The sequence below is a fragment of the Nocardia sp. NPDC049935 genome (assembly GCF_055586645.1).
Genome location: NZ_JBVJHV010000010.1, coordinates 116,278 through 138,020 on the forward strand (window position 1 = coordinate 116,278; position 21,743 = coordinate 138,020).

Annotated in this window: 22 protein-coding genes; 11 read left to right on the top strand and 11 right to left on the bottom strand. The window is 68.3% G+C overall.

What is annotated here, in order from left to right; translation table 11 throughout:
- A complete protein-coding gene (gene hsaD, locus ACZ6SF_RS30305; RefSeq protein WP_450003542.1) occupies positions 1 to 879 on the bottom strand; it encodes a 4,5:9,10-diseco-3-hydroxy-5,9,17-trioxoandrosta-1(10),2-diene-4-oate hydrolase in 879 nt (292 codons plus the stop codon).
- On the bottom strand, positions 879 to 2,042 hold the full coding sequence (hsaA, locus tag ACZ6SF_RS30310; protein WP_450003544.1) for a 3-hydroxy-9,10-secoandrosta-1,3,5(10)-triene-9,17-dione monooxygenase oxygenase subunit: 1,164 nt from the start codon (positions 2,040 to 2,042) through the stop codon (positions 879 to 881). The genes hsaD and hsaA overlap by 1 nt, the downstream gene beginning before the upstream one ends.
- A 214-nt stretch (positions 2,043 to 2,256) precedes the next feature.
- On the opposite strand from hsaA, the gene ACZ6SF_RS30315 reads away from it, so the two are divergent.
- From ACZ6SF_RS30315 to ACZ6SF_RS30330, 4 genes are all read left to right on the top strand, one after another.
- Positions 2,257 to 3,465 carry a Rieske 2Fe-2S domain-containing protein gene (locus tag ACZ6SF_RS30315; RefSeq protein WP_466066740.1) on the top strand — a complete coding sequence of 403 codons (1,209 nt, stop codon included), beginning with the start codon at positions 2,257 to 2,259 and terminating at the stop codon, positions 3,463 to 3,465.
- 1 nt (position 3,466) lies between these two features.
- On the top strand, positions 3,467 to 3,796 hold the full coding sequence (locus tag ACZ6SF_RS30320; RefSeq protein WP_466066742.1) for a hypothetical protein: 330 nt from the start codon (positions 3,467 to 3,469) through the stop codon (positions 3,794 to 3,796).
- A gap of 131 nt (positions 3,797 to 3,927) precedes the next feature.
- Positions 3,928 to 4,185, top strand: coding sequence for a type II toxin-antitoxin system Phd/YefM family antitoxin (locus ACZ6SF_RS30325; RefSeq protein ID WP_466066744.1), 258 nt, complete (start codon positions 3,928 to 3,930; stop codon positions 4,183 to 4,185).
- The gene (locus tag ACZ6SF_RS30330) at positions 4,182 to 4,556 is read left to right on the top strand and encodes a type II toxin-antitoxin system VapC family toxin (RefSeq protein ID WP_450000723.1); all 375 of its coding nucleotides are present in this window, start codon (positions 4,182 to 4,184) and stop codon (positions 4,554 to 4,556) included. Before ACZ6SF_RS30325 ends, ACZ6SF_RS30330 begins: the two co-directional genes overlap by 4 nt.
- Before the next feature lie 51 nt (positions 4,557 to 4,607).
- Here the strand turns inward: ACZ6SF_RS30330 and rsgA are convergent, their stop codons facing one another.
- Complete coding sequence (gene rsgA, locus ACZ6SF_RS30335; protein WP_466066747.1) at positions 4,608 to 5,654, bottom strand: ribosome small subunit-dependent GTPase A; 1,047 nt, start codon at positions 5,652 to 5,654, stop codon at positions 4,608 to 4,610.
- Between the two features lie 275 nt (positions 5,655 to 5,929).
- Here rsgA and ACZ6SF_RS30340 point away from each other — a divergent pair, with 275 nt between their 5' ends.
- The gene (locus ACZ6SF_RS30340) at positions 5,930 to 7,351 is read left to right on the top strand and encodes a hypothetical protein (RefSeq protein WP_466066749.1); all 1,422 of its coding nucleotides are present in this window, start codon (positions 5,930 to 5,932) and stop codon (positions 7,349 to 7,351) included.
- A gap of 84 nt (positions 7,352 to 7,435) precedes the next feature.
- Here ACZ6SF_RS30340 and ACZ6SF_RS30345 read toward each other — a convergent pair whose 3' ends face one another.
- On the bottom strand, positions 7,436 to 8,188 hold the full coding sequence (locus ACZ6SF_RS30345) for an SDR family oxidoreductase (protein WP_466066751.1): 753 nt from the start codon (positions 8,186 to 8,188) through the stop codon (positions 7,436 to 7,438).
- A gap of 100 nt (positions 8,189 to 8,288) precedes the next feature.
- Between ACZ6SF_RS30345 and ACZ6SF_RS30350 the strand changes: the two genes are divergently transcribed.
- Positions 8,289 to 9,131: a helix-turn-helix transcriptional regulator gene (locus tag ACZ6SF_RS30350; RefSeq protein ID WP_466066753.1), complete on the top strand. Its 843-nt coding sequence runs from the start codon at positions 8,289 to 8,291 to the stop codon at positions 9,129 to 9,131.
- Between the two features lie 18 nt (positions 9,132 to 9,149).
- Here ACZ6SF_RS30350 and ACZ6SF_RS30355 read toward each other — a convergent pair whose 3' ends face one another.
- The 5 genes from ACZ6SF_RS30355 to ACZ6SF_RS30375 all read right to left on the bottom strand — a co-directional run bounded on the left by ACZ6SF_RS30355 (position 9,150) and on the right by ACZ6SF_RS30375 (position 14,929).
- Complete coding sequence (locus ACZ6SF_RS30355; RefSeq protein WP_466066755.1) at positions 9,150 to 10,202, bottom strand: acyl-CoA dehydrogenase family protein; 1,053 nt, start codon at positions 10,200 to 10,202, stop codon at positions 9,150 to 9,152.
- Between the two features lie 79 nt (positions 10,203 to 10,281).
- On the bottom strand, positions 10,282 to 11,316 hold the full coding sequence (locus tag ACZ6SF_RS30360) for an acyl-CoA dehydrogenase family protein (protein ID WP_466066756.1): 1,035 nt from the start codon (positions 11,314 to 11,316) through the stop codon (positions 10,282 to 10,284).
- Positions 11,313 to 12,452, bottom strand: a complete 1,140-nt coding sequence (locus ACZ6SF_RS30365) for an acyl-CoA dehydrogenase family protein (RefSeq protein WP_466066758.1) — start codon at positions 12,450 to 12,452, stop codon at positions 11,313 to 11,315. Before ACZ6SF_RS30365 ends, ACZ6SF_RS30360 begins: the two co-directional genes overlap by 4 nt.
- Positions 12,453 to 13,361, bottom strand: a complete 909-nt coding sequence (locus ACZ6SF_RS30370; protein WP_466066760.1) for an enoyl-CoA hydratase — start codon at positions 13,359 to 13,361, stop codon at positions 12,453 to 12,455.
- Positions 13,361 to 14,929: a FadD3 family acyl-CoA ligase gene (locus ACZ6SF_RS30375; RefSeq protein WP_466066762.1), complete on the bottom strand. Its 1,569-nt coding sequence runs from the start codon at positions 14,927 to 14,929 to the stop codon at positions 13,361 to 13,363. Before ACZ6SF_RS30375 ends, ACZ6SF_RS30370 begins: the two co-directional genes overlap by 1 nt.
- Positions 14,930 to 15,130: 201 nt before the next feature.
- Between ACZ6SF_RS30375 and ACZ6SF_RS30380 the strand changes: the two genes are divergently transcribed.
- Together ACZ6SF_RS30380 and ACZ6SF_RS30385 are read left to right on the top strand one after the other, a co-directional pair.
- Positions 15,131 to 16,282: an acyl-CoA dehydrogenase family protein gene (locus tag ACZ6SF_RS30380; protein ID WP_466066940.1), complete on the top strand. Its 1,152-nt coding sequence runs from the start codon at positions 15,131 to 15,133 to the stop codon at positions 16,280 to 16,282.
- The gene (locus tag ACZ6SF_RS30385) at positions 16,279 to 17,076 is read left to right on the top strand and encodes an SDR family oxidoreductase (RefSeq protein ID WP_466066764.1); all 798 of its coding nucleotides are present in this window, start codon (positions 16,279 to 16,281) and stop codon (positions 17,074 to 17,076) included. The genes ACZ6SF_RS30380 and ACZ6SF_RS30385 overlap by 4 nt, the downstream gene beginning before the upstream one ends.
- A gap of 7 nt (positions 17,077 to 17,083) precedes the next feature.
- Here the strand turns inward: ACZ6SF_RS30385 and ACZ6SF_RS30390 are convergent, their stop codons facing one another.
- Complete coding sequence (locus tag ACZ6SF_RS30390; RefSeq protein ID WP_450003608.1) at positions 17,084 to 17,590, bottom strand: nitroreductase family deazaflavin-dependent oxidoreductase; 507 nt, start codon at positions 17,588 to 17,590, stop codon at positions 17,084 to 17,086.
- 254 nt (positions 17,591 to 17,844) lie between these two features.
- On the opposite strand from ACZ6SF_RS30390, the gene ACZ6SF_RS30395 reads away from it, so the two are divergent.
- Entirely contained in the window at positions 17,845 to 18,456 is a 612-nt protein-coding gene (locus tag ACZ6SF_RS30395) for a TetR/AcrR family transcriptional regulator (RefSeq protein ID WP_466066766.1), read from the top strand.
- Positions 18,457 to 18,500: 44 nt separating this feature from the next.
- Positions 18,501 to 19,652, top strand: a complete 1,152-nt coding sequence (locus ACZ6SF_RS30400; protein WP_466066941.1) for an acetyl-CoA C-acetyltransferase — start codon at positions 18,501 to 18,503, stop codon at positions 19,650 to 19,652.
- 151 nt (positions 19,653 to 19,803) lie between these two features.
- Here the strand turns inward: ACZ6SF_RS30400 and ACZ6SF_RS30405 are convergent, their stop codons facing one another.
- A complete protein-coding gene (locus tag ACZ6SF_RS30405; RefSeq protein ID WP_466066768.1) occupies positions 19,804 to 21,024 on the bottom strand; it encodes a cytochrome P450 in 1,221 nt (406 codons plus the stop codon).
- Positions 21,025 to 21,198: 174 nt separating this feature from the next.
- Here ACZ6SF_RS30405 and ACZ6SF_RS30410 point away from each other — a divergent pair, with 174 nt between their 5' ends.
- On the top strand, positions 21,199 to 21,741 hold the full coding sequence (locus tag ACZ6SF_RS30410; RefSeq protein WP_466066770.1) for a TetR/AcrR family transcriptional regulator: 543 nt from the start codon (positions 21,199 to 21,201) through the stop codon (positions 21,739 to 21,741).
- The last annotated feature ends 2 nt before the right edge of the window (positions 21,742 to 21,743 follow it).

Genomic DNA, 21,743 nt, shown 5'->3' on the forward strand with positions numbered 1-21,743 from the left:
TCATTTCTCCTTGACGCCGAGCAGGAAATCTATTGCGAGCCGGTTGAATTCGGCGAACTTCTCCAGCTGCGCCCAGTGTCCACAGCCACCGAAAACGTGCAACTGGGCGCGGGGGATGTTCTTCAGCGCGATCAGCGCGCCGTCGAGCGGGTTCACCCGGTCCTCGCGACCCCAGATCAGCAGGACCGGCTGGCGCAGCTTGTAGGCGTCGCGCCAGAGCATGCCCTTCTCGAAATCGGCGCTCGCGAAGGATTTGCCCATGGCGCGGGTCGCGGCGAGCGCCTCGGGGGTGCTCGCGGAGGCGAACCGTTCCTCGATCAGTTCCGGGGTCACCAGGGACTGGTCGAACACCATGATCCGCAGGAACGCCTCGAGGTTCTCCCGGGTGGGTTCGTAGTTGAACTTGCCCAGCAGTTTGACGCCCTCGGTGGGGTCGGGAGCGAAGAGATTGCTGCTCAGCCCGCCCGGCCCCATCAGGATCAGCTTCCCGGCGCGGTCGGGGTAGTCGAGCGCGAACCGCACAGCGGCCCCGCCGCCGAGCGAGTTGCCGAGCAGGTGGACGCGGCCGGTGATGTCCAGGGTGTCGAGCAGATCCTTCAGCGCCGACGAACTGTGCACGAAGTACTGCGGATGTTCGGTCGGCTTGTCCGACTGCCCGTACCCGGGCTGGTCGACCGCGATCACATGGAAGTCGCGGGCCAGCACCGGGATATTGCGGGAGAAGTTCGACCACGACGAGGCACCCGGACCGCCGCCGTGCAGCAGCACGATGGTGGGGCCGTTGCCGACCCCGGCCTCGTGGTAGTGCAGTTTCAGGTCCGGCCGCACCTGCGCGAACTTCGAGGTGGACTCGTAGGTGAGTTCGGCGGTCGAGGTCATCACACCATCCCGTCGGAGACCGGGAGACCGAACTCGTGGGTGCCGTACATGACGTAGGCCCGCTCGGGATCGTTGGAGGCGTGCACCCGGCCGGCGTGCGCGTCACGCCAGAAACGCTGCAGCGGAGTGCCGTTGACCAGGGCGGTCGCGCCCGAGCTCTCGAACAGCTTGTCGATCGAGGCAATGGCCCGGCCGGTCGCGCGGACCTGGTCGCGCCGGGCGCGCACGCGCAGGTCGAAGGGGATCTCCTTACCCTCGAGCAGCAGGGCGTACTCGTCTGCCACATTGCCCGACAGCTGCCGCCAGGCCGCGTCGATATCGCTGGAGGCCTCCGCGATCCGCACCTTGGTGAACGGATCCTCCTTGGCCTTCTCGCCCGCGTAGGCCGCGCGCAGCCGCTTGCCCTGGTGCTCGACGTGCGCCTCGTACGCGCCGTAGGCCATACCGACGATGGGGGCGGAGATGGTGGTGGGGTGGATGGTGCCCCACGGCATCTTGTACACCGGGTCGGTGTTGTTCTCCAGGCCGGGGGAGGCCAGATCGTTCATGGTCTTGTAGCTGAGGAAGCGGTGCGTGGGCACGAACACGTCCTTGACCACCAGGGTGTTGGAGCCGGTGCCGCGCAGGCCGACCACGTTCCAGACATCGTCGATCTCGTATTCCGAGCGAGGGATGAGGAAGCTGCCGAAGTCGACCGGCTTGCCGTTCTTGATCACCGGTCCGCCGACGAAGGTCCAGTCGGCGTGGCCGGAGCCCGACGACCACGCCCACGACCCGCTGACCTGGTAACCACCGTCGACCACGGTGCCGGCGCCCATCGGGGCGTAGGAGGAGGAGATCCGGACATCGGTGTTGTCGCCCCACACCTCGTCCTGGGCCTGCTGGCCGAACAGGGCCAGATGCCAGTTGTGGACGCCGATGATGCCGGCCACCCAGCCGGTGGAACCGCAGGCGCTGGCGATCTTGCGGACGGTGTCGTAGAAGACCACGGGGTCGGCGGCCAGGCCGCCCCACTGCTTGGGCTGCAGCAACCGGAAGAACCCGGCTTCCTGCAGGTCCTTGATGGACTCCTCGGGGATCTGCCGAAGATCTTCGGCTTCCTGTGCGCGGGCGCGCAGCGTGGGCAACAGCGCTTCGACCCGTTCGGTCACTTCTCGCGTCATCTCCGGCCCTGCTCCTGCCTGGTCGTTTACTAACCAATGGTGATCTGCTCGTGGGCAGAATTTACTTCTGAGACTAGAACACGTTCTTGTTCATGTCGAGAACCGGTGTCGGTGTCCGGCCGTTATGGGACATGTGCTGGATGTGGCGCGAATCGCTGGCGCTCGGGACGCCAGTTTTGTAACGTGTTCTAGTACAGCAGGAGGAGGAATCGCGATGGCAGTAACCCCGCCCAGCGGCGGCGGCAAGGTTCGGGAGCTGGACGTCGGTTCGGCTCCCACCCGGTACGCGCGCGGATGGCATTGCCTGGGGCTGGCGCAGAACTTCCGGGATGGCAAACCGCATTCGGTGAAAGCGTTCGGGACCAAGCTCGTGGTCTGGGAGGACAGCGCGGGCGAGTTGCACGTGCTCGACGCGTACTGCCGCCATATGGGCGGCGACCTCAGCATGGGCGAGGTGAAGGGCGACGATATCGCCTGCCCGTTCCACGATTGGCGCTGGGGCGCGAACGGTAAATGCACGTCCATCCCCTACGCCCGGCGGGTGCCCCCGCTGGCGAAGACGCGGCGGTGGACGACCCTCGAACGCAACGGCCAGTTCTTCGTCTGGCACGACCACGAGCGCAACGAGCCGCCGTCCGAAGTCACCATCCCGCATATCGAGGGCCCCTACACCGACGCCGACGGCAACCCGGTGGAGGAACTGGACAGCGGCTGGACCGAGTGGACCTGGAACAACCTGCTGATCGAGGGCGCGAACTGCCGCGAGATCATCGACAACGTCGTGGATATGGCGCATTTCTTCTATATCCACTTCGCCTTCCCCACCTACTTCAAGAACGTTTTCGAGGGCCATGTCGCCACTCAATTCCTGGAGACCAAGGGTCGGCCGGATGTCGGTGCCGGGGCCAAGTACGCCGGTGAGCAGCTGCTGAAGTCGGAGGCGTCCTACTTCGGCCCGTCGTACATGATCAACCCGCTCATCAACAGCTACGGCGGCTACGAGATCAAGGTGCAGCTGATCAACTGCCACTATCCGGTGACGCAGGATTCGTTCATGCTGCAGTGGGGCCTGACCGTCGAGAAGCCCAAGGGTCTCGACGACGCGACCGCGCAGAACCTGGCCCGGACCATGGCCGATTTCTTCGGCGACGGATTCCTGCAGGACGTCGAGATCTGGAAGCATAAATCCAAGGTCGAGAACCCGCTCCTCACCGAGGAGGACGGCCCGGTCTACCAGCTGCGTCGCTGGTACGACCAGTTCTACGTCGACGTCGCCGAGGTGACGGAGAAGATGACCCAGCGGTTCGAATTCGAGGTCGACACCACGAAGGCGAACGAAGCGTGGGAAGCCGAGGTCGAAGAGAACCTGCGGCGCAAGCGCGAAGAAGAAGCGGACGCCGACCAGGCGGAGGCAGGAGTCTGATATGACCAGCTGGGCGAAAGCACCCGACTTCGCCGACCAGCCCGCCCGGCGGGACGCGGTGCGGGCCCAGACGGTCGTGGACAAGGAGCGTTACCTGGAGGGCGGCCTGACGCCGCTGCGGTGTCAGGCCTGCCATGCCGAGGTGCTGGTTCGCAAGAGCAGTTCCCGGCAGACCTCGGTGCAGTGGACCGGTAACCCGGCCGACCAGTGTCCGGTCTTCGCGGAATTGAGCGCGAACGGCTATCGGCCCGGTCGTCCCGATACCTGCGAACGCCTCCAGAAAACCATCAAATGGGCGGTCGACGAGGGAGTCCTCGAAGTGCCGGAGTGATCCCGTCCACCCGCGCTCGGCGCGTATGCCTGCGAATCGACCCCGGCCCGGTGGCCGGGGTCGATTCGCGTTCCGTCTGCTCGGTGACCTGCGACGCGATATGGACTAACATCTTAGCTAAGGAGGCTGAGATGTCAGGCAACGCGGCGGAGCAATTCAACATCCACGAGGCGAAGACGAATCTCTCGCGCATCGTGGAACGAGTCGAGCGCGGTGAGGAGATAGTGATCAGCCGTGCCGGGCAACCGGTGGCCAAGGTGGTGCCACTGGTCCGGCGGGCCGATCGCACCGGCCGGGGGTCGCTGCAGGGCATGCTGACAATGGGAACCGATTGGGATTCGGAAGAGACCAACAACGTGATAGCCGACGACTTCGGGATCTCGCGATGAGCTTGTTGCTGGACACCCATGTGGTGTTGTGGTGGCTGGCCGACGACCCGAATCTCTCGGACGACATCAAGGATCGGCTCGACCACGACCCCGATGTCTTCGTCAGCGCCGCCACGGTATGGGAGGTCACGATCAAACACGCAGGCGGCAAGTTGAGCGGGCCTCCCGACCTTCCGGAGCGAGTCCGCGACAGCGGCTTCACTGCCCTGTCGATCAGTGGTCGGCATGCCATAGCCGCCGGCCGCCTTCCATTGATCCATCGCGATCCCTTCGATCGCATGCTGATCGCCCAGGCGGGTGTCGAAGGTATGGTGCTGGCGACCAGAGACCCCTGGTGCCAGAAATACGAAGTGCCGATCCTCGCAGTCTGACACCAGGGGCCGGTGGGTGCTCATGGACTCGCTCGCCGAGCCGGTCTCCGGTCAGCGGCGGGTGCCGCGGTCCCGGTACATGCGACGCTGTTCCTTGGCGATACCGCGCCAGACCTTTTCGCGTTCGGCCCGCAGGCGCTTATCCGTGCGGGCTTCCATCCACGCGTTCTCCCGGGCCAGTTTGCGGTAGTTGTCGAGGCGGCGGGCGGAGATCATCTCCGCGTCGACCGCTTCGCGTACCGCGCAACCCGGTTCGGAGTCGTGCGAGCAGTCGCCGAACCGGCAGCGGGCCGCGAGGTCGGTGATATCGCTGAACGTCCGGCCGATACCTTCCGCGGCATCCCACACCCCGACCCCGCGCAGGCCGGGGGTGTCGATGAGGGTGCCGCCGCCGGGTAGCGGGCGCAGTTCCCGGTGCACCGTGGTGTGACGACCTTTTCCGTCGGCCGCGCGCACCTGGTTCGTCGCGAAGATATCCGCACCCAGCAGAGCGTTCGCCAGCGTGGATTTACCCGCGCCCGAGGGGCCGAGCAGGGCGACGGTGCCGTCCAGGACCGCCGTCAGCACCTCCAGGCCGGCGCCGGTCTCCGCGCTGACCGCGAGGACCGTGGCCCCCGGTGCCACCGCGCGGACCTCGTCGAGCGGCAGGTGCTCCGCGGCATCGGCCTTGGTGAGGACGACAACCGGCTGGGCCCCGCCTTCCCAGACCAGTGCGAGCATGCGCTCGATCCGGCCGAGGTCGACATCACCGTCGGCGGCCGTGCAGATGAGCACGGTGTCGACATTGGCCGCCAGTATCTGGCTTTCGGAACGGCCCGAGGCCGACGACCGGGTGATCGCCGACCGGCGCGGTAGCAGGGCCCGGACCTGCGATCGCGCGTCCAGGCTCACCCAGTCGCCGGTGCACAGTCCGCTCACCGCGGAATCCGCGCGCGGGCAGGTGGCCCGGGCGGGGCCGGTGGGGGTCACCACATCGCATTCGCCGCGATCCATCCGGACGATGCGGGCGGGTACACACCCGGCCTCGAGGTGGGGGAGATACCGCGCGGCCACGGACGCTGTCCAGCCGTAGGGAACGAGAGGGTCGAAGTCGACCATGAGAGGAGGAATTCCTTCGTCGGGCGCCGAGCCCGGCGGGCTCAGCGAGTGGAGTTCGAGAGGGAGAACGACGGGGCGGTACGAACCGGTGTGGTTCGCCGCGCCACGGCAATCCGGGCGACCGTCACGTTCTCCACCTCCTTCACGACTCGCTGTTGCCGCCACTCTGGCACGGAGCCCGGCGGTGGCGCAATCCTTTTTCCGGGCGCCGGCGCTCGCCGCCGAACCCGGGTGATCGGGGCTTGTACTGCAACGTGTTCCAGTACCATCCCGCCATGGGTTTCCTCTCGTCGGCCGGTCGAGTGCTGCCGGCGCTCGCCGCCGTCCTCGTGCTGAACGCGATTCCCTCCGGCGCCGCACCCGGCTGGGGTCCGCTGGGTCCCGCGAATCCGTATCTGGGACCCCTGGGTTCCGCGACCATGCACGGCGATGCCGGCTCCTCCGACGTCACACCACTGGCCGGCCCGGGGACCGGCTGGGTCACGCCGTCCGGCGATCCGCTGGCCGCGGCCTGCCCGACCATCCTGCAGGGGTCGGACGGGATGGTCGTCGCGCTGTGCACGGCCATCGTCGACCGGGCGCCCACGGTGTACTTGTTCGACCCGGCGAAAGGTCCGCTCGGCGCGCCCGCGGCGAAGCTGGGTCTCACCAAGGGCAGCCTGCTGGGCGGTGTCTACGCCTATCTCGACAACGAGAACCGGCTGGTGGTGGTCGACGGGGAGCGCAGGCTGCTGCGGATCGGGCACACCGCGGATCACGACGGGGCATGGAGCCTGGTCGTCGACGAGTCCACCGATCTGACCGGCGCCATCCCGGCCGGAGACGCCGTCACCGGACTCGTGCCCGACTGGGCGGGCAATGTCTGGTTCGCGACCGGGGCCGGGCTGGTCGGCACGGTCGCGCCCGGCGGGGCCGTGGCCACCCATCCGCTACCGGCGGGCGAGCGGGTGGCGAACAGTATCTCCTCCGCGCCCGGCGGTGTCGCGGTGGCGACGACCCACGCCCTGTACGAACTGCGCGCCGCTGATTCCGGTGCGCCACAGGTCCTCTGGCGCGCTCCCTACGATCGCGGACCGGCGCGCAAACCCGGGCAGCTGAGCTGGGGCACCGGCTCGACCCCGACGTATTTCGGCCCCGGTGACGGCACCGAGTACGTGACCATCGTGGACAACGCCGCCGACCGGGTGCACCTGCTGGTATACCGCTCGGGCACCGGTGAATTGGTCTGCGACCGTCCCGTCCTGGCCCAGGGTGGTCCGGGCAGCGAGAACTCGCCCATCGGCATCGGCCGCTCGGTATTCGTGGCCGGCACCTACGGATATCCGTATCCCACGGTGCCCGACGACGCGGGCCCGGCGGAACCGACCGTCGCGCCCTTCACCGGCGGTATGACCCGCGTCGATATCGACGAGCAGGGCTGCCATACGGTGTGGGACAACAAGGTGCGCAGCGCCGCGGTTCCCAAACTGTCGGTCGCCGACGGCAATATCTACACCGTCATCCGGCTCGGTCTGGGGCTCACCACCCCGCTCGACGGCTACGCCTACGGCGTGATCGACGCCGCCACCGGCGAGGTGAAGGCGAAACGCCCGATGTCGGCCACGATCGTCGCCGATACCCTCCAGATGGCCGGTCTCACCACCGCGAACGGCGAACTCTGGCAGGGCACGATCACCGGCATCATGCGGATCCGATAGCGGACGGAGCGAACGCGGTCGGGCGTGGCCACTCGTGGGACCCGAGTGGTCGCGGCGGGGTCCGGCTTTGCGCCCGTGCGGTTCTCACCACGGCAGCGGGCCGTACTCCGAGTCCTCGGCACCCCAGCGATAGCCCCAGAACTGTCCCGTCGGTCCGTCGGCGGGAAGCGTCGCCAGGTGTACGACCGGTTCGGCGCCCTGGGCCGCGGTGCGGAAACCGGTGTTGCCGTTGAAATCCGTGGCGCAGTAGCCGGGGTTGGCCGCGTTCACCTTGATCGGGGTGTCACGCAGTTCCTTCGCGTACATCAGGGTGATCATCGTCAGCGCGGTCTTCGAGGTGGGGTAGGTGATGGCTGCCATCGGCCAGAGCGGGCCGGCCGGATCGGCGGCCATGGCCATCGACCCGACCTCGCTCGAGGTGTTGACGATCCGGGCGGCCGCGGCCCGGCGCAGCAGCGGCAGCATCGCGTTCGTCACCGCTACGGGTCCGAACACATTGGTCTCGAATACCTCCCGCAGCGTGTCCGGCGCGGTCGCGGACGGGGTGCCGTCACCGTCGAGGCGGCCCGGTATACCGGCGTTGTTCACCAGAACATCGAGTCGTCCGAAGTCGGTGCGGATCAGGCTCGCCGCGTCGGCGATGGAATCGGCATCGGTCACGTCCAGGGGAACGAAGCGGGCGTCGCCGCCGCCCGCGGCCAGTTTCTCCGCGGCCGCCCGGCCCCGGCCGGAGTTCCGGGCCCCGATCAGGACCGTGGCTCCCCGCTCGGCGAGCAGGCGGGCGGTTTCGAATCCGATGCCCTTGTTGGCTCCGGTGATCAAGGCGATTGTCGTCATGAGCAGACGGTTTCATCGACGGTCCCGGAGCGGGAGGCCCGGCCGAAGGTGGTATCGGCTGTACCACCCTGGGAACGCCGGAACGGCCCAGAATGGAGTGATGACCGAGGCCGTCGATCTCGCCGCTTTCCTCCGTGCCCGGCGCGGTGAGTTGCGTCCGAGCGATGTCGGTCTGCCCGATACCGCGCGGCGGCGGACTCCGGGCCTGCGCCGGCAGGAGGTCGCGCAGCTCGCGGGGATCTCGGTCGAGTACTACATCCGGATGGAGCAGGCCCGGGGACCGCGGCCGTCGGAGCAGGTGCTCGGCGCTCTGGCCCGGGCCCTGATGCTGACCGGCGACGAACGTGACTACCTCTACCGGACGGCCGGGCACCGGACGCCGGGGAGTATCGGCCCCAACCGGGTCGTGTCCTCGGCGGTGCGCACGGTCGTCGACAGTCTGGTGCCGCTGCCCGCCTATATCGTGGATGCCGGTTACGAGGTGCTGGCCTGGAACCGGTGCGCCGTGCCGTTCATCGGCGATCTGGCCATCGTGCCCGAGGCCGAACGCAATATGGTGCGGTGGATTTTCCGGCAGGCCGCCGACGACCCGCGCTGGGAGGATGAAGAGACCCTGTCGTTCGCCCGGAGCACCGTCGCGGATCTGCGCGCCACCTACGCACGCTATCCGGGAAACCCGTCGGTGAGCGGACTGGTGACCGAACTGCTCGGGACCTCACCGCGGTTCGCGCAGTTGTGGGCCGCCCAGGACGTCGCTGTCCGGCGCACCCACCGTAAACAGGTGTCCCATCCCGAGTTCGGTGTGCTCGACTTCGAATGTCAGGTACTGGACATACCCGATACCGATCAGCGGATCATCGTGTACTGCGCGAGCCCCGAATCGCCTACCGGCGCGGTTTTCCGGCGAATAGCCGGGGCAGTCGACTCGGCCGCGACGCGCTGAACCGAACCGCCTACGCCGTCAGTGGTCGACCAGCGGCCGGCGGGGGACACCGAACAGCTGCGCGTCGCCGTGGGCGCGTTTGAAGTACAGATGGGCATCGTGTTCCCAGGTGATGGCGATCCCCCCGTGCAGCTGGATGGTTTCGGCGGTGATCGTGGTGAACGCCTCCGAGCACTGGTTGCGGGCGACCCAGACATCCTCGGCGGCGGTCGGGCTGTCCTCGGCCAGCGCGATGGCGGCGGTGAGGGCCGTGGATTTGGCGGATTCGGCCAGGACGTACATATCGGCCATCCGGTGCTTGAGGGCCTGGAAGCTCCCGATGACCCGGCCGAACTGCACCCGCGACTTGGTGTACTCGACCGTGGCCTCCAGGCAGTACTCGGCGGCGCCCACCTGTTCGGCGGCCACCGCGGCCCAGGCGATCTGCCGGAGTCGCTCGACCACCGGACCCGGATCCCCGGTGCCGAGCCGGCGGGCCGGGGTCGCCGCGAAGGTGATCTCGGACAGGGTCCGGGAGGGGTCCATCGCCGCGACCTTCCGGCGCTCGACCCCGGCCGCGGCCGGATCCACCTCGAAGAGGCCGGTTTCGGTGACCACGATCAGGGTGTCGGCGATCGTCCCGTCCAGCACGTAGTGCGCGGACCCCGCGAGGGTGTCGCCGTCGGCGCGGACACCGAACTCGTCCCAGCCGCGGGCCGAGGCCCAGCACACGGCGAGGGTGGCGCTGCCCTCGGCAACCCCGGGCAGCAACCGTTCGCAGGCGTCGGTATCGCCGGAGAGCAGCACCGCCTGCGCGCCCAGCACCGCCGAGCCGAGCATCGGGACATCGGCCAGTGTCCGGCCGAGTTCCCCGACCACCAGCAGGGCTTCGGGCAGGCCCGCCCCGAACCCGCCGAACTCCTCGGGGATCGCCAGCGCGGCGACTCCGACCTGTTCGCAGAGCTGCGCCCACAGCTGCGGGTCGTAGCCCAGGTCGGTGTCCATGGCCTTGCGGATACCGGCCCGCGCGTCCCGTTTGGCGAGCAGTCCCCGGACCGCCGACACCAGCTCCTGCTGTTCCTCGCTGATCATCTCTTCTCCCGTAGGTCTTCTCGGACGGATACCGGTTGCAGCGCGTCCGTCCGGTGCTCGCCGCTGCCCGCTGGAGTCGCTAGGTGAGCGCGCCGGACGGATCCGTCGCGGTCCCCGCGCGCAACGCCTCGGCCACCCGGCCGCGGTGCAGGTCGGGGGTGCCCCAGGCGGTGCGCAGGGCGGTGACCCTGGTCAGCCACAACGACAGGTCGTATTCGGCGGTGTAGCCGATCGCGCCGTGTACCTGCAGGCCGGTGCGCGCGGCCCGGTAGGCCGCGTCCGCGCAGGCGACGGCGGCGGCGGACACATCGCGGGTGCGGTTGGCGGTGCCGGTGGTCAGCGCGGCCCGGTGCAGCAGCGGTTCGGCCAGATCCAGGCCGATGAACACGTCCGCCAGCTTCTGTTTGATCGCCTGGTACTCACCGATCGGCCGCCCGAACTGTTTGCGCTGTTTCACGTAGTCGGTGGACGCGTCGAGTAGTGCCTTGCCCGCGCCCAGCAACTGGGCCGCGTTCGCCAGGACGGCGGCGTCGAACCCGGCCGCGATCGCCTCGGCCACCTGCGGACCCTGCGCGACCGTTTCGTCCGCCTCGATCACGAACAGCCGGCGGGCCGGATCCACCGACCGGACCCGTTCGCCGACACGGCCGGTGCTCACCCGGTCGCCGTCGGCCAGCAGGACGAGATCGACGCGGTCGGCGTCCACGGCGAGCGCGCGCCCGCCGCGACCGGCGATCGCGAGGGTCGCGGTGAGTGTGCCCTCCGAGATACCCGGCAGCCAGCGCCGGGCCGGTTCCGTATCGGCGCCGGCCAGCGCCTGCAGCAGCGCGGGAATCGCGGCCGCCGATTCGACCAGCGGGCCCGGCGCCGCGGCGCGGCCGATCTCGACGAACGCGACCACCTGGTCGAGCGGTTCGGCCCCGAGGCCGCCGTATTCCTCGTCGATGGTCAGTCCGAACGCGCCGGCGGCGGCGAGCTGGTCGATCAGCGCGCGACCGGCCGCCGGATCGTCGCCGCTCCACGCGCGCACCGCGGCGGGCGTCTTCCCGGACTCGAACAGTTTGCGGATACTGGCGCCGAAGTCCTGATTCTCCGGGCTGAGCGCGAACTTCATCGGCTGCCTCCCCTGGGTAGGCCGAGGAGCCGCTCGGCGATGATATTGCGTTGGATTTCGTTGGTCCCGGCGTAGATCGGGCCGGACAGCGAGAAGAGGTAGCCGTCGGTCCAGCGGCTCTCCTCCTCGGCTTCCGCGCCCAGCAGATCGAGCGCGGTTTCGTGCATGGCGATATCCAGCTCGGACCAGAACACTTTGGTGATCGACGATTCGGCGCCGAGTTTGCCGCCTGCGTCGAGCCGGGTGACGGTACCGAAGGTGTGCAGCCGGTAGGCCTCGCTGCCGATCCAGGAGTCCACCACGGCGTCACGGGCGGCGGTACCGGTATCGCCGCGCTCGGTCCACAGGTCCACCAGCCGCTGCGCGGTGGCGCTGAACCGGCCGGGACTGCGCAGCGAGAGTCCGCGTTCGTTACTGGAGGTGCTCATCGCGACCCGCCAGCCCTCGTTCGGCGCGCCGATCACATCGCTGTCCGGGACGAACACATCGTCGAGGAAGATCTCCGCGAAACCGGGTTCGCCGTCCAGCTGCGGGATCGGGCGCACGGTGACGCCGTCCGCGGTGAGCGGGAACATCAGGTAGGTGAGCCCGCGGTGCCGTTCGGCCTCCGGATCGCTGCGGAACAGGCCGAACGCCCAGTCCGCGAACGCCGCCCGCGAACTCCAGGTCTTCTGACCGCTCAGCACCCAGCCGCCGTCGGTGCGGCGGGCGGTCGAGCGGATACCGGCGAGATCGCTCCCGGCCTCCGGTTCCGACCAGGCCTGCGCCCAGATATCGTCGGCCCGCGCCATCCGCGGCATGATCCGCGCGAGCTGTTCGGGCGTGCCGTGCTCGAAGAGGGTGGGGGCGAGCAGGAAGATTCCGTTCTGGCTGACCCGCCCGGGCGCGCCCGCCGCGTAGTACTCCTGTTCGAAGAGCACCCATTCCAGCAGCGAGGCCTCGCGGCCGCCGTATTCCCGGTCCCAGGACACGACCGAGAGCCGGGCGTCGGCGAGGGTGCGTTCCCATTCGCGGTGCGCTTCGAAACCCTGCGCGGTGTCCATGGAGGGCAGCGGTGCGGCGGGTTTGTTCGCGGCCAGGAATTCGCGGACTTCCCGCTGGAATTCCCGGGTGCTGTCGTCGAGATCGAGATCCATTCAGGCTTTCCCGTCGTTCTTGTCGGCCGAACTCGCGCTCGCCTTCATCGATTTGGCGTTCATCCCGCCCAGGGAATCGGCGCCCACCTCGGCATTGTGGGCGTGGGCGAAATGGTGCAGGCCGAACACCGAATCCATACCGGTGCGCATACCCATGAGGTCCTCGGCCTGGTTGACCGCTTTCTTCGTCAGGGCCAGCCCGAACTGCGGCATGGCCGCGATCTTCTCCGCCACCGCCATGGTCTCGGTTTCCAGTTCGTCGCGCGGGACGACCCGGTTCACCATGCCCCACTCCTTGGCCTGCGCCGCGCCGAAACGGTCACCGGTGAACAGGAATTCCTTGGCGGCGCGCGGACCCATCACCCACGGATGGGCGAAGTACTCGACCCCGGGGATGCCCATACGGACCACCGGATCGGAGAAGAACGCGTCGTCGGAGGCGATGATCATGTCGCAGACCCAGGCCAGCATGAGCCCGCCGGCGATACAGGCGCCCTGCACCATGGCGACGGTCGGTTTCGGGATCTCCCGCCAGCGGCGGCACATTCCCAGGTAGACCTCGGTCTCACGGGCGAAGCGCTGGTCACCGCCGGGGCGGTCCACATGGTCCCACCACAGCGCGGCCTTGTTCGGGTACTTCACATGATGGTCGCGGCCCGGGGTGCCCAGGTCGTGCCCGGCGCTGAAATGCTTACCGTTTCCGGCCAGCACGATGACCTTGACCTCGGGATCCTCCACCGCCCGCTCGAACGCGGCGTCGATCGCGTAGGTCATCACGGAGTTCTGCGCGTTGCGGTAGTCGGGCCGGTTGAGAGTGACCACCGCGATCGCGCCCCGGCGCTCGTAGGTCACCACATCCGGCTCGTACGGGACACTCCCGCCGGCGCTGTCGGCCCCGTTCTCGGTCATCACGAATTCTCCTCACGTAGCTGACGTTTGAGCACCTTGCCGCCCGCGTTGTAGGGCAGCTCGTCGCGGAACTCGACGAAACGCGGCACCTTGAAGTTGGCCAGCGCGCGGGTCGCGTGCGAGAACACCTGGTCCTTGGTGAGCGTGGCGCCCGGTTTGCGTACGACGAAGGCCTTGCCGACCTCGCCCATGCGGTCGTCCGGAACGCCGATCACCGCGGAGGTGGCGACGCCGTCCAGCCGGGCCAGTGCCTGTTCGATCTCGGCCGGGTAGACGTTGAAACCACCGCTGACGTACATATCCTTGAGCCGGTCGGTGATCTTCAGGTAGCCCTTGTCGTCGATCTCGCCGATATCGCCGGTGTGCAGCCATCCGTCCGGGTCGATGGTCTTCGCCGTGCTCTCCGGATCGTCCAGGTACCCGAGCATCACGTTCGGCCCGCGCAGCAGGACTTCACCGGCATCGCTGAGCTTCAGTTCGAATCCGGCCATCGGGCGGCCGCTGGAGGCCGAGATCGTCTCGGCGGGATCGTCGGCCCGGCACATGGTGCCGAAACCGGTGGACTCCGAGAGGCCGTAGGCCGTGAGGACGACGTCGAAATCCAGTTCCGAACGCATCCGTTCGACCAGGACCACCGGTACCGGCGCGGCCCCGGTGATCGCCACCCGCAGGCCGTCGAGCCGGTATTCGCCGCGGTCCGGGAAGTCCAGGATCGACTGGTAGATGGTGGGCGGGCCGGGCAGGACGGTGATCTTCTCCTGGTCGATGAGCCGCATCGTGGTGGGCACGTCGAAGACGATCTGCGGCACCATGGTCGCCCCGGTGAGCAGGCAGGCGATGATCCCGGCCTTGTAGCCGAAACTGTGGAAGAACGGGTTGACGATCAGGTAGTTGTCGTCGCTGTTCAGGGTCGCGCATTCGGTCCAGCCGCGGACCGCGGACAGGGTCTGCCGGTGCGCGATCAGCACACCTTTGCTGCGGCCGGTGGTGCCGGAGGTGAACAGGATGTCCGACAGTTCCCCGGGATCGATCGATTCCGCCCGTTCCCGGGCCTGTTCCCGGGGGATCTCGGCGCCGATCTGGAGGAAGTCCGACCAGTTCAGCGCGTCGTCCACCGGTTCCTCGACGCCCTCCACCGGGAGCACGACGACGGTATCGATACCCAGGTCGGGAGCGGCCGCGCGGAGTTCGGCGAGGCGGTCGCGCTTGAGGAAGGTGCCCGCGATGAACAGTGCCTTCGCGTCCACCCGCCGCAGTACGTCCACCACCTCGCCGGCGACGTAGCGAGTGTTGAGCGGGACCAGCGTCGCGCCCACGTAGTGCGTGCCGAGCGCGGCGAGCACCCAGTGGTGGGTGTTGGGTGACCAGATGGCGATCCGGTCGCCGGTCCGCACACCGCGGGCGAGCAGCGCGCGCGCCACGTCCTGAACCTGTTCGAGCAGCTGGTTCCAGTCGAGCCGCACGGGACCGTCGGCCAGCGCCGGGGCGGTGCCGTAGGTCTGTGCGGCGGCATGCAACGCCAGGGGAGTGGTGCGGTCCGTCGGCGGTGTGTGCGCAGGGGTTGTCACGGGTGTCCTCGATGTCGTGCGGCCGTGGGCGGTGCGCGGTCTGCGAGTTGCGGTCTACAAAGCAAGTGCTTGGTAGGTTATCCTACCGGCGTGGGTGCTATCCAGACCTCAGAATCCGGTACCGGTCGCGACGGCGGACGGCAATCGGCCGATCCGGCCGCCGGGGCGCGCGTTACCGCCGAACGGACCAGCGTCGCGGACCTGAGCGACGGCGAGTTCGCCGCCCGGGTCCGGGGCTGGCTCGACGAACAGCTGGGCGGTGAGTTCCGCGATTTGCGCGGACTCGGTGGTCCCGGCCGTGAGCACGAGGCGTTCGACGAACGCCTGGAATGGGACCGCGCCCTGGCCGCGGCCGGCTGGACCTGCCTGGGCTGGCCGGTCGAATACGGCGGCCGCGGCGCGAGCGTCGCCCAGCAGATCATCTTCCACGAGGAGTACGCCAAGGCGAACGCGCCCGCGCGGGTCTCCCATGTGGGTGAGGAACTGCTCGGCCCGACCCTGCTCGCCTTCGGTACCGACGCCCAGCGCGACCGCTTCCTGCCGGGTATCCGCACCGTCACCGAACTGTGGTGCCAGGGCTACTCCGAACCGGGCGCCGGGTCCGACCTCGCGGCGGTATCCACCTCGGCGCGCCTCGACGGCGAGCAGTGGTCGATCAACGGGCAGAAGATCTGGACCTCGCTGGCCCATGTGGCCGACTGGTGTTTCGCGGTCTGCCGCACCGAACCCGGTTCCAAACGCCATAAAGGTCTTTCGTACCTGCTGGTGCCGATGGATCAGCCCGGTATCGAGGTGCGCCCGATCATCCAGCTCACCGGCACCTCCGAATTCAACGAGGTGTTCTTCGACAACGCTCGCACAGACGCCGACCTGGTGGTCGGCGAACCCGGCGACGGCTGGCGGGTCGCCATGGGCACTCTCAACGTGGAACGCGGTATCTCCACCCTCGGCCAGCAGATCCGCTTCGCCCGGGAACTGGCCGCCATCGAGGAGCTGGCCCGGGAATCGGGCGCACTCGACGACCCGCTGCTGGTGGACAAGATCGACCGGGCCTGGGTGGGTCTGCGAGTGTTGCGGGCGCACGCCATGCGCACCATGGCCGAAACCGCCGACGACGGCGGTCAGGCCTCGGTGGGCAAACTGCTCTGGGCCAACTGGCATCGCGGTCTCGGTGAACTGGCCATGGCGGTGCGCGGTGCCGCCGGCCTGGTCGCCGCGGACGGCGATCTCGACGAATGGCAGCGGCTGTACCTGTTCACCCGCGCCGATACGATCTACGGAGGTTCGAACGAAGTGCAGCGCAACATCATCTCCGAGCGGGTGCTCGGACTTCCCCGCGAGGCCCGGCAGTGAGCGGGCCGCTGTCGGTCGCGCCGCAGCAGACCCCCGGGCACGGACTCCTCGCCGGCCGCCGGGCCGTGGTCACCGCGGCCGCCGGGACCGGGATCGGCTCCGCGACCGCCCGCCGGCTGCTGGCCGAAGGCGCCGACGTGGTGGTGTCGGACTGGCACGAACGGCGTCTGGAGGCGACCCGCGCCGAACTGTCGGAGGAGTTCGCCGACCGTAAGGTGCATGCCATCGTCTGCGATGTCACCAGCACCCGGCAGGTCGACGAACTCGTGCGCGGATCCGCCGCGGCGCTGGGCGGGGTCGAGATCTTCGTCAACAACGCCGGTCTCGGCGGCGAGACCCCCGTGGTCGATATGACCGACGAACAGTGGGACAAGGTCCTCGACATCACTCTCAACGGCACCTTCCGCTGCACCCGGGCCGCGCTCAACTACTTCCGGGACGCCGAGCACGGCGGCGTGATCGTCAACAACGCCAGTGTGCTGGGCTGGCGGGCCCAGTACGGGCAGGCCCACTATGCCGCGGCCAAGGCGGGCGTGATGGCGCTGACCAGGTGCAGCGCGGTCGAGGCGGCCGAACTCGGGGTCCGGATCAACGCGGTATCGCCCAGCATCGCCCGGCACGCCTTCCTCGACAAGACCAGTTCCTCCGAACTGCTCGACCGGCTCTCGGAGCGGGAGGCGTTCGGCCGCGCGGCCGAACCGTGGGAGGTCGCGGCCACCATCGCGATGCTGGCCAGCGACTACACGACCTACCTGACCGGCGAAGTGGTGTCGATCAGCAGTCAGCGCGCGTAGCCGCGCCTCAGGCCCGGGTCAGCGCGAAGATACGCAGATTCCGGTCGGTCCGGGTGCGGTACGCCGCGTAGGCGCCGGTGATATCGACGAAACGCTGGAAGACCGCGTCGGCGGCCGCGCCCTCCACGAGCGCGGCCGTCACCGGAATACGTTCGCCCGCGATGGCGACGGTGGCGCCCGGGTTCGCGAGCAGATTGGCAGTCCAGGCCGGATGGTGCGCCTGGCCGAAATTGCTGCCGACGATGTACAGGGTGGCACCGTCGTGCACGCACAGCAGCGGCTGGGTCCGCGGCTGTCCGGACCGGCGGCCGGTGGTGGTCAGCAGGATCACCGGGACTCCGACCGGCCCGAGCACGGTGTATCTGGCGCCGGTGCGTTCCAGCAACCGGCGATCCAGCGGCGTGAGGGCGCGGATGACACGGGACCCCACCTTCGTGGCGGCGAGAGCGCTCGCCGCACGGGCCGGCAGACCGTCCGGAGAACCCCACTGCCGCTGCGGGAAAGGCGTCGTCATGCGCGGCAATATACCGTCGCGTCCCGGGTGCTCCCGCCGAGTCGCCCGGCTGTCCGGCGCGAGAAGGTTCGCAGTCGGTGGAACCCGTTCCGGCGGGCAAGCGTCCAACAGATCGGAAGTAGTGCGGCCGCGCCGCTTCCGTGATTCGGGCCCGGTGGGGTCCGGCTCCGATAGGAGGGGGGAGCCGGAAACCCTGGGCCCGTTTCGTTTCGGCCACCATAGACCAAGCAAATGCTTGGTTGTATCATGGCGGGGTGACCGCACCCGACTCCACGAAATCGGCCCGGCGAACCGAACTCCTCGACCTGGCGGCCGAACTGTTCGCCGATCGGGGCGTGCGCGCGACCACGGTGCGTGATATCGCCGACGCCGCCGGTATCCTCTCCGGCAGTCTCTACCACCACTTCTCCTCCAAAGAGGGCATGGTGGACGAGATCCTGCGCGGTTTCCTGGACGAACTGTTCGGACGGTACCGCGAGATCGTGGCCGCCGGCCTGAACTCACGCGCCACCCTCGAAGCCCTGGTGCTGGCCTCCTACGAATCGTTCGACCGCTCCCACGCCGCCGTCGCGATCTATCAGTCCGAGGCCAAACGGCTGCAGACCGTGCCGCGCTTCGACTACATCAACGACTACAACCGCGAGTTCCGGGACCTGTGGCGCCGCGTGCTGACCAGCGGCGTCGCCGACGGCAGTTTCCGGCCCGAACTCGACGTCGATATGGCCTACCGCTTCCTGCGCGACACCGTCTGGGTCGCCGTGCGCTGGTACCGGCCCGGTGGCGGATCGGTCACCGTGGACACCCTCGCCAAGCAGTACCTCACCATCGTGCTCGACGGGCTCACCGTGCCGGGCCACACCCATTAGGAGAGATTCCCATGGCAACTGCTGCCCGCCGCCCCTACGCACCGCTGCGTGAGGCCTATGTGATCGACGCGGTGCGCACCCCGGTCGGTAAGCGCAACGGCGCACTGGCCGAGGTCCATCCGGCGGATCTCGGCGCGGCCGCGCTGCAGGGCCTGCTCGGACGCAACCCCGTCGATCCGGCCCACGTCGACGATGTGATCGTCGGCTGCGTCGACAATGTCGGCCCGCAGGCCGGCAATATCGGCCGCACCATGTGGCTGGCCGCCGGCTACCCCGAAGAGGTCCCCGGCGTCACCGTGGACCGCCAGTGCGGATCCAGCCAGCAGGCCATCAATTTCGGCGCCCAGGCGATCATGAGCGGTACCGCCGAGGTCATCGTGGCCGGCGGTGTGCAGAACATGAGCGCCATCCCGATCTCCGCGGCCATGATCGCCGGTAAGGAATACGGCTTCGATTCGCCGTTCGTGGGCGCCAAGGGCTGGGATCACCGCTACGGCACCGCCGAGGTGTCGCAGTTCCGGGGCGCGCAGATGATCGCCGAGAAATGGGGGATCAGCCGCGAGGAAATGGAGCGCTGGGCGCTGCGCAGCCACGAGCGCGCCCGCGCGGCCATCAAGGCCGGCCGGTTCGACAAGGAAATCGTCCCGGTCGGGGATTTCTGGATCGATCAGGGCCCGCGCGAGACCAGCCTGGAGAAGATGGCCTCGCTGCCCGCCCTGGAAGAGGGCAGCCCGCTGACCGCCGCGGTGGCCTCGCAGATCTCCGACGGCGCCAGCGCGACCCTGCTCGCGTCGGACTGGGCGGTCCAGGAATACGGCCTGAAACCGCGCGCCCGCATCATCCATGTCAGCGCCCGCGGCGCCGACCCGCTCTACATGCTCACCGCGCCGATCCCGGCCACCAGGTGGGCGCTGGAGAAGACCGGTCTGACCATGGACGATATCGACGTGGTCGAGATCAACGAGGCCTTCGCCCCGGTGGTGCTGGCCTGGCTGAAGGAGACCGGCGCCGACCCGGAGAAGGTGAACGTGAACGGCGGCGCCATCGCACTGGGCCACCCCCTCGGCGCAACCGGCGCGAAACTCTTCGCCACCCTCCTCAACGAACTGGAGCGCATCAACGGCCGCTACGGCCTGCTCACCATCTGCGAGGGCGGCGGCACAGCCAACGCCACCATCATCGAGCGAATAAGCTGAAATGTTGGAGCAGCTCCGCTGCTCGAGGTTCGGCCCTCCTGAGCGTCGGCTGTCAGCCCTCGAGACTCGCGGCTGCGCCGCATGCGCTTCGAGGGCCGACAGCCGACGCGGGCCGAACCTTTGTGGGACTCGCTGAAGGTTCGGCGGCGGCTCAGCCGATTTGTATTGGGACGTTGGCCCAGCCTGCGACATTGGTGACCGTTGCTCGGCGCAAACCTTCGCGGTCCAGGGTGAATTCGGGCATCACGTCGAGGAGTGCGTCCAGCGCGATCTTGCCCTCGAGGCGGGCCAGGGCGGCGCCGAGGCAGCTGTGGATGCCGTAGCCGAAGCCGAGGTTGTGGCCGGAATGTGGTCGGTCGATATCGAATCGGCCGGCGTCGGGGAAGGCCTGTTCGTCGCGGGTGGCCGAGGCGAGCAGCATCAGGACGTGACTGCCCTGCGGGATGGTGCGGTCGTGCAGGTCGACGTCGCGCAGGGTGTAGCGCAGGTCGTACTGGACCGGGCCGTCGTAGCGCAGCACTTCCTCGAAGGCGCCGGGGATCCGGGAACGGTCGGTGCGCAGGGCCTGCCACTGGTCGGGATGGTCGGCGAACAGCACCGTGGCGATTCCGATCAGCTTGGCCACCGTTTCCGCGCCCGCGCCACCGAGTAGCGAGATGAATCCGGCGATCTCGATATCGCTCAGGGTGGTGCTCACCCCGTCGCCGCGATCCACCTCGGCCTCGATGAGGCGCGAGATCATATCGTCGCGCGGATGCGCCCGGCGTTCCATGATGAGCTGGAAGTAGTACCGCCCGGCCTGCTGCATGGCCTCTTTGGCCTCGGGCCGCATCCCGGTCTGCCCGGGGCTGCGTTCGAGGGGGAGGGCGTGCAGTTCCCGCAGCCACGCCCGGTCCTTCGCCGGGACGCCGAGCATGGTGCTGATCACCTCGATCGGGAAGTGGTTGGAGAAATCGGCCACCACATCGAACCCGCCCGCCGGTATCCGCCGGACGAACGTTTCGATGATCTCCCGGACCATCGGTTCCAGGGCGGCGATCGCGCGAGGTGTGAACACCTTGCGCACCAGGTTGCGCATTCTGGTGTGATCCGGCGGATCCATCATGATGATCATCGGGATCTCGGGTTTGGCCTGCTCGGGGTCCAGGACCATATCCAGGGTGATGCCCTCGGCCGAGGAGAAGGTTTCGAAGTCCTTCATCCCGGGGGCGACGTCCGCGTAGCGGGACAGGGCCCACAGGCCGTACCGGGGGTTGAAGTAGGCGGGCGCCTCGGCGCGCAGGCGGCGGTAGATTTCGTGCGGATCGCGAAAGAATTCGTCGGAGAACGGGTCGAACTCGATCTCGTCGCCCGATATGTAGGTGTCCGTCATCGGACTCACCTCGATGCTGCTGGAGCTGGATGGTACGTGCCGCGTCGAGCTGTCCGTACCATTCGGTGGCAGCGTGCGAATATGCGGCTCCACCAGCTGAAACAGGCTATCGGACCGACCGGAGCGGTACTGGGTAGAGTGTTACACAACTTACAAAAAGTGTAAAGGATGTAAATGTCATCGGATGCGAACTCGAACGGGTCGACCCGCACGCGGATCCTGCGCGCGACCTTCGAGGTGCTGAGCCGGCACGGGCACAGCAAACTCAGCCTGTCCGATGTCGCGGCCGAGGCGAAGGTGTCCCGCCCGACGCTGTACCGGTTCTTCTCCTCCAAAGAGGAACTGCTCACCGCCTTCGGCCGCTACGAGCAGCAGAACACCCAGGACGCCTTCGCCGCGGCGACCGAGGGGCTCACCGGCGCGGCCCGGCTCGACGCGGCACTGCGCTACATGGTCGAGCATCAGGAGTCGTATTCGCTGGGGCGGCTGGTCGATGTGGAACCCGATCACGTCCTGGGGGAGCTGACCCGGGTGATGCCGGATATGCGCGCGCTCATCCGGCCGATGATCGAGGGGCCGGACGCCGATATCGTGGCCGCGGCGATCGTGCGGCTCGCGGCCTGTCACTACGTGGTCCGTGGCGACGACCGGGCCGGTTTCCTCGCGCAGCTCCGGCATGTGGCCGGTATCCCAGCGGACGGCCCTGGAAATAGATAGTT

Bases quoted from the DNA above. Each gene is read 5' to 3' on its own strand.
- hsaD (WP_450003542.1), bottom strand. From the start codon at position 879: ATGACCTCGACCGCCGAACTCACCTACGAGTCCACCTCGAAGTTCGCG.
- hsaA (WP_450003544.1), bottom strand. From the start codon at position 2,042: ATGACGCGAGAAGTGACCGAACGGGTCGAAGCGCTGTTGCCCACGCTG.
- ACZ6SF_RS30315 (WP_466066740.1), top strand. From the start codon at position 2,257: ATGGCAGTAACCCCGCCCAGCGGCGGCGGCAAGGTTCGGGAGCTGGAC.
- ACZ6SF_RS30320 (WP_466066742.1), top strand. From the start codon at position 3,467: ATGACCAGCTGGGCGAAAGCACCCGACTTCGCCGACCAGCCCGCCCGG.
- ACZ6SF_RS30325 (WP_466066744.1), top strand. From the start codon at position 3,928: ATGTCAGGCAACGCGGCGGAGCAATTCAACATCCACGAGGCGAAGACG.
- ACZ6SF_RS30330 (WP_450000723.1), top strand. From the start codon at position 4,182: ATGAGCTTGTTGCTGGACACCCATGTGGTGTTGTGGTGGCTGGCCGAC.
- rsgA (WP_466066747.1), bottom strand. From the start codon at position 5,654: ATGGTCGACTTCGACCCTCTCGTTCCCTACGGCTGGACAGCGTCCGTG.
- ACZ6SF_RS30340 (WP_466066749.1), top strand. From the start codon at position 5,930: ATGGGTTTCCTCTCGTCGGCCGGTCGAGTGCTGCCGGCGCTCGCCGCC.
- ACZ6SF_RS30345 (WP_466066751.1), bottom strand. From the start codon at position 8,188: ATGACGACAATCGCCTTGATCACCGGAGCCAACAAGGGCATCGGATTC.
- ACZ6SF_RS30350 (WP_466066753.1), top strand. From the start codon at position 8,289: ATGACCGAGGCCGTCGATCTCGCCGCTTTCCTCCGTGCCCGGCGCGGT.
- ACZ6SF_RS30355 (WP_466066755.1), bottom strand. From the start codon at position 10,202: ATGATCAGCGAGGAACAGCAGGAGCTGGTGTCGGCGGTCCGGGGACTG.
- ACZ6SF_RS30360 (WP_466066756.1), bottom strand. From the start codon at position 11,316: ATGAAGTTCGCGCTCAGCCCGGAGAATCAGGACTTCGGCGCCAGTATC.
- ACZ6SF_RS30365 (WP_466066758.1), bottom strand. From the start codon at position 12,452: ATGGATCTCGATCTCGACGACAGCACCCGGGAATTCCAGCGGGAAGTC.
- ACZ6SF_RS30370 (WP_466066760.1), bottom strand. From the start codon at position 13,361: ATGACCGAGAACGGGGCCGACAGCGCCGGCGGGAGTGTCCCGTACGAG.
- ACZ6SF_RS30390 (WP_450003608.1), bottom strand. From the start codon at position 17,590: ATGACGACGCCTTTCCCGCAGCGGCAGTGGGGTTCTCCGGACGGTCTG.
- ACZ6SF_RS30405 (WP_466066768.1), bottom strand. From the start codon at position 21,024: ATGACGGACACCTACATATCGGGCGACGAGATCGAGTTCGACCCGTTC.
- ACZ6SF_RS30410 (WP_466066770.1), top strand. From the start codon at position 21,199: ATGTCATCGGATGCGAACTCGAACGGGTCGACCCGCACGCGGATCCTG.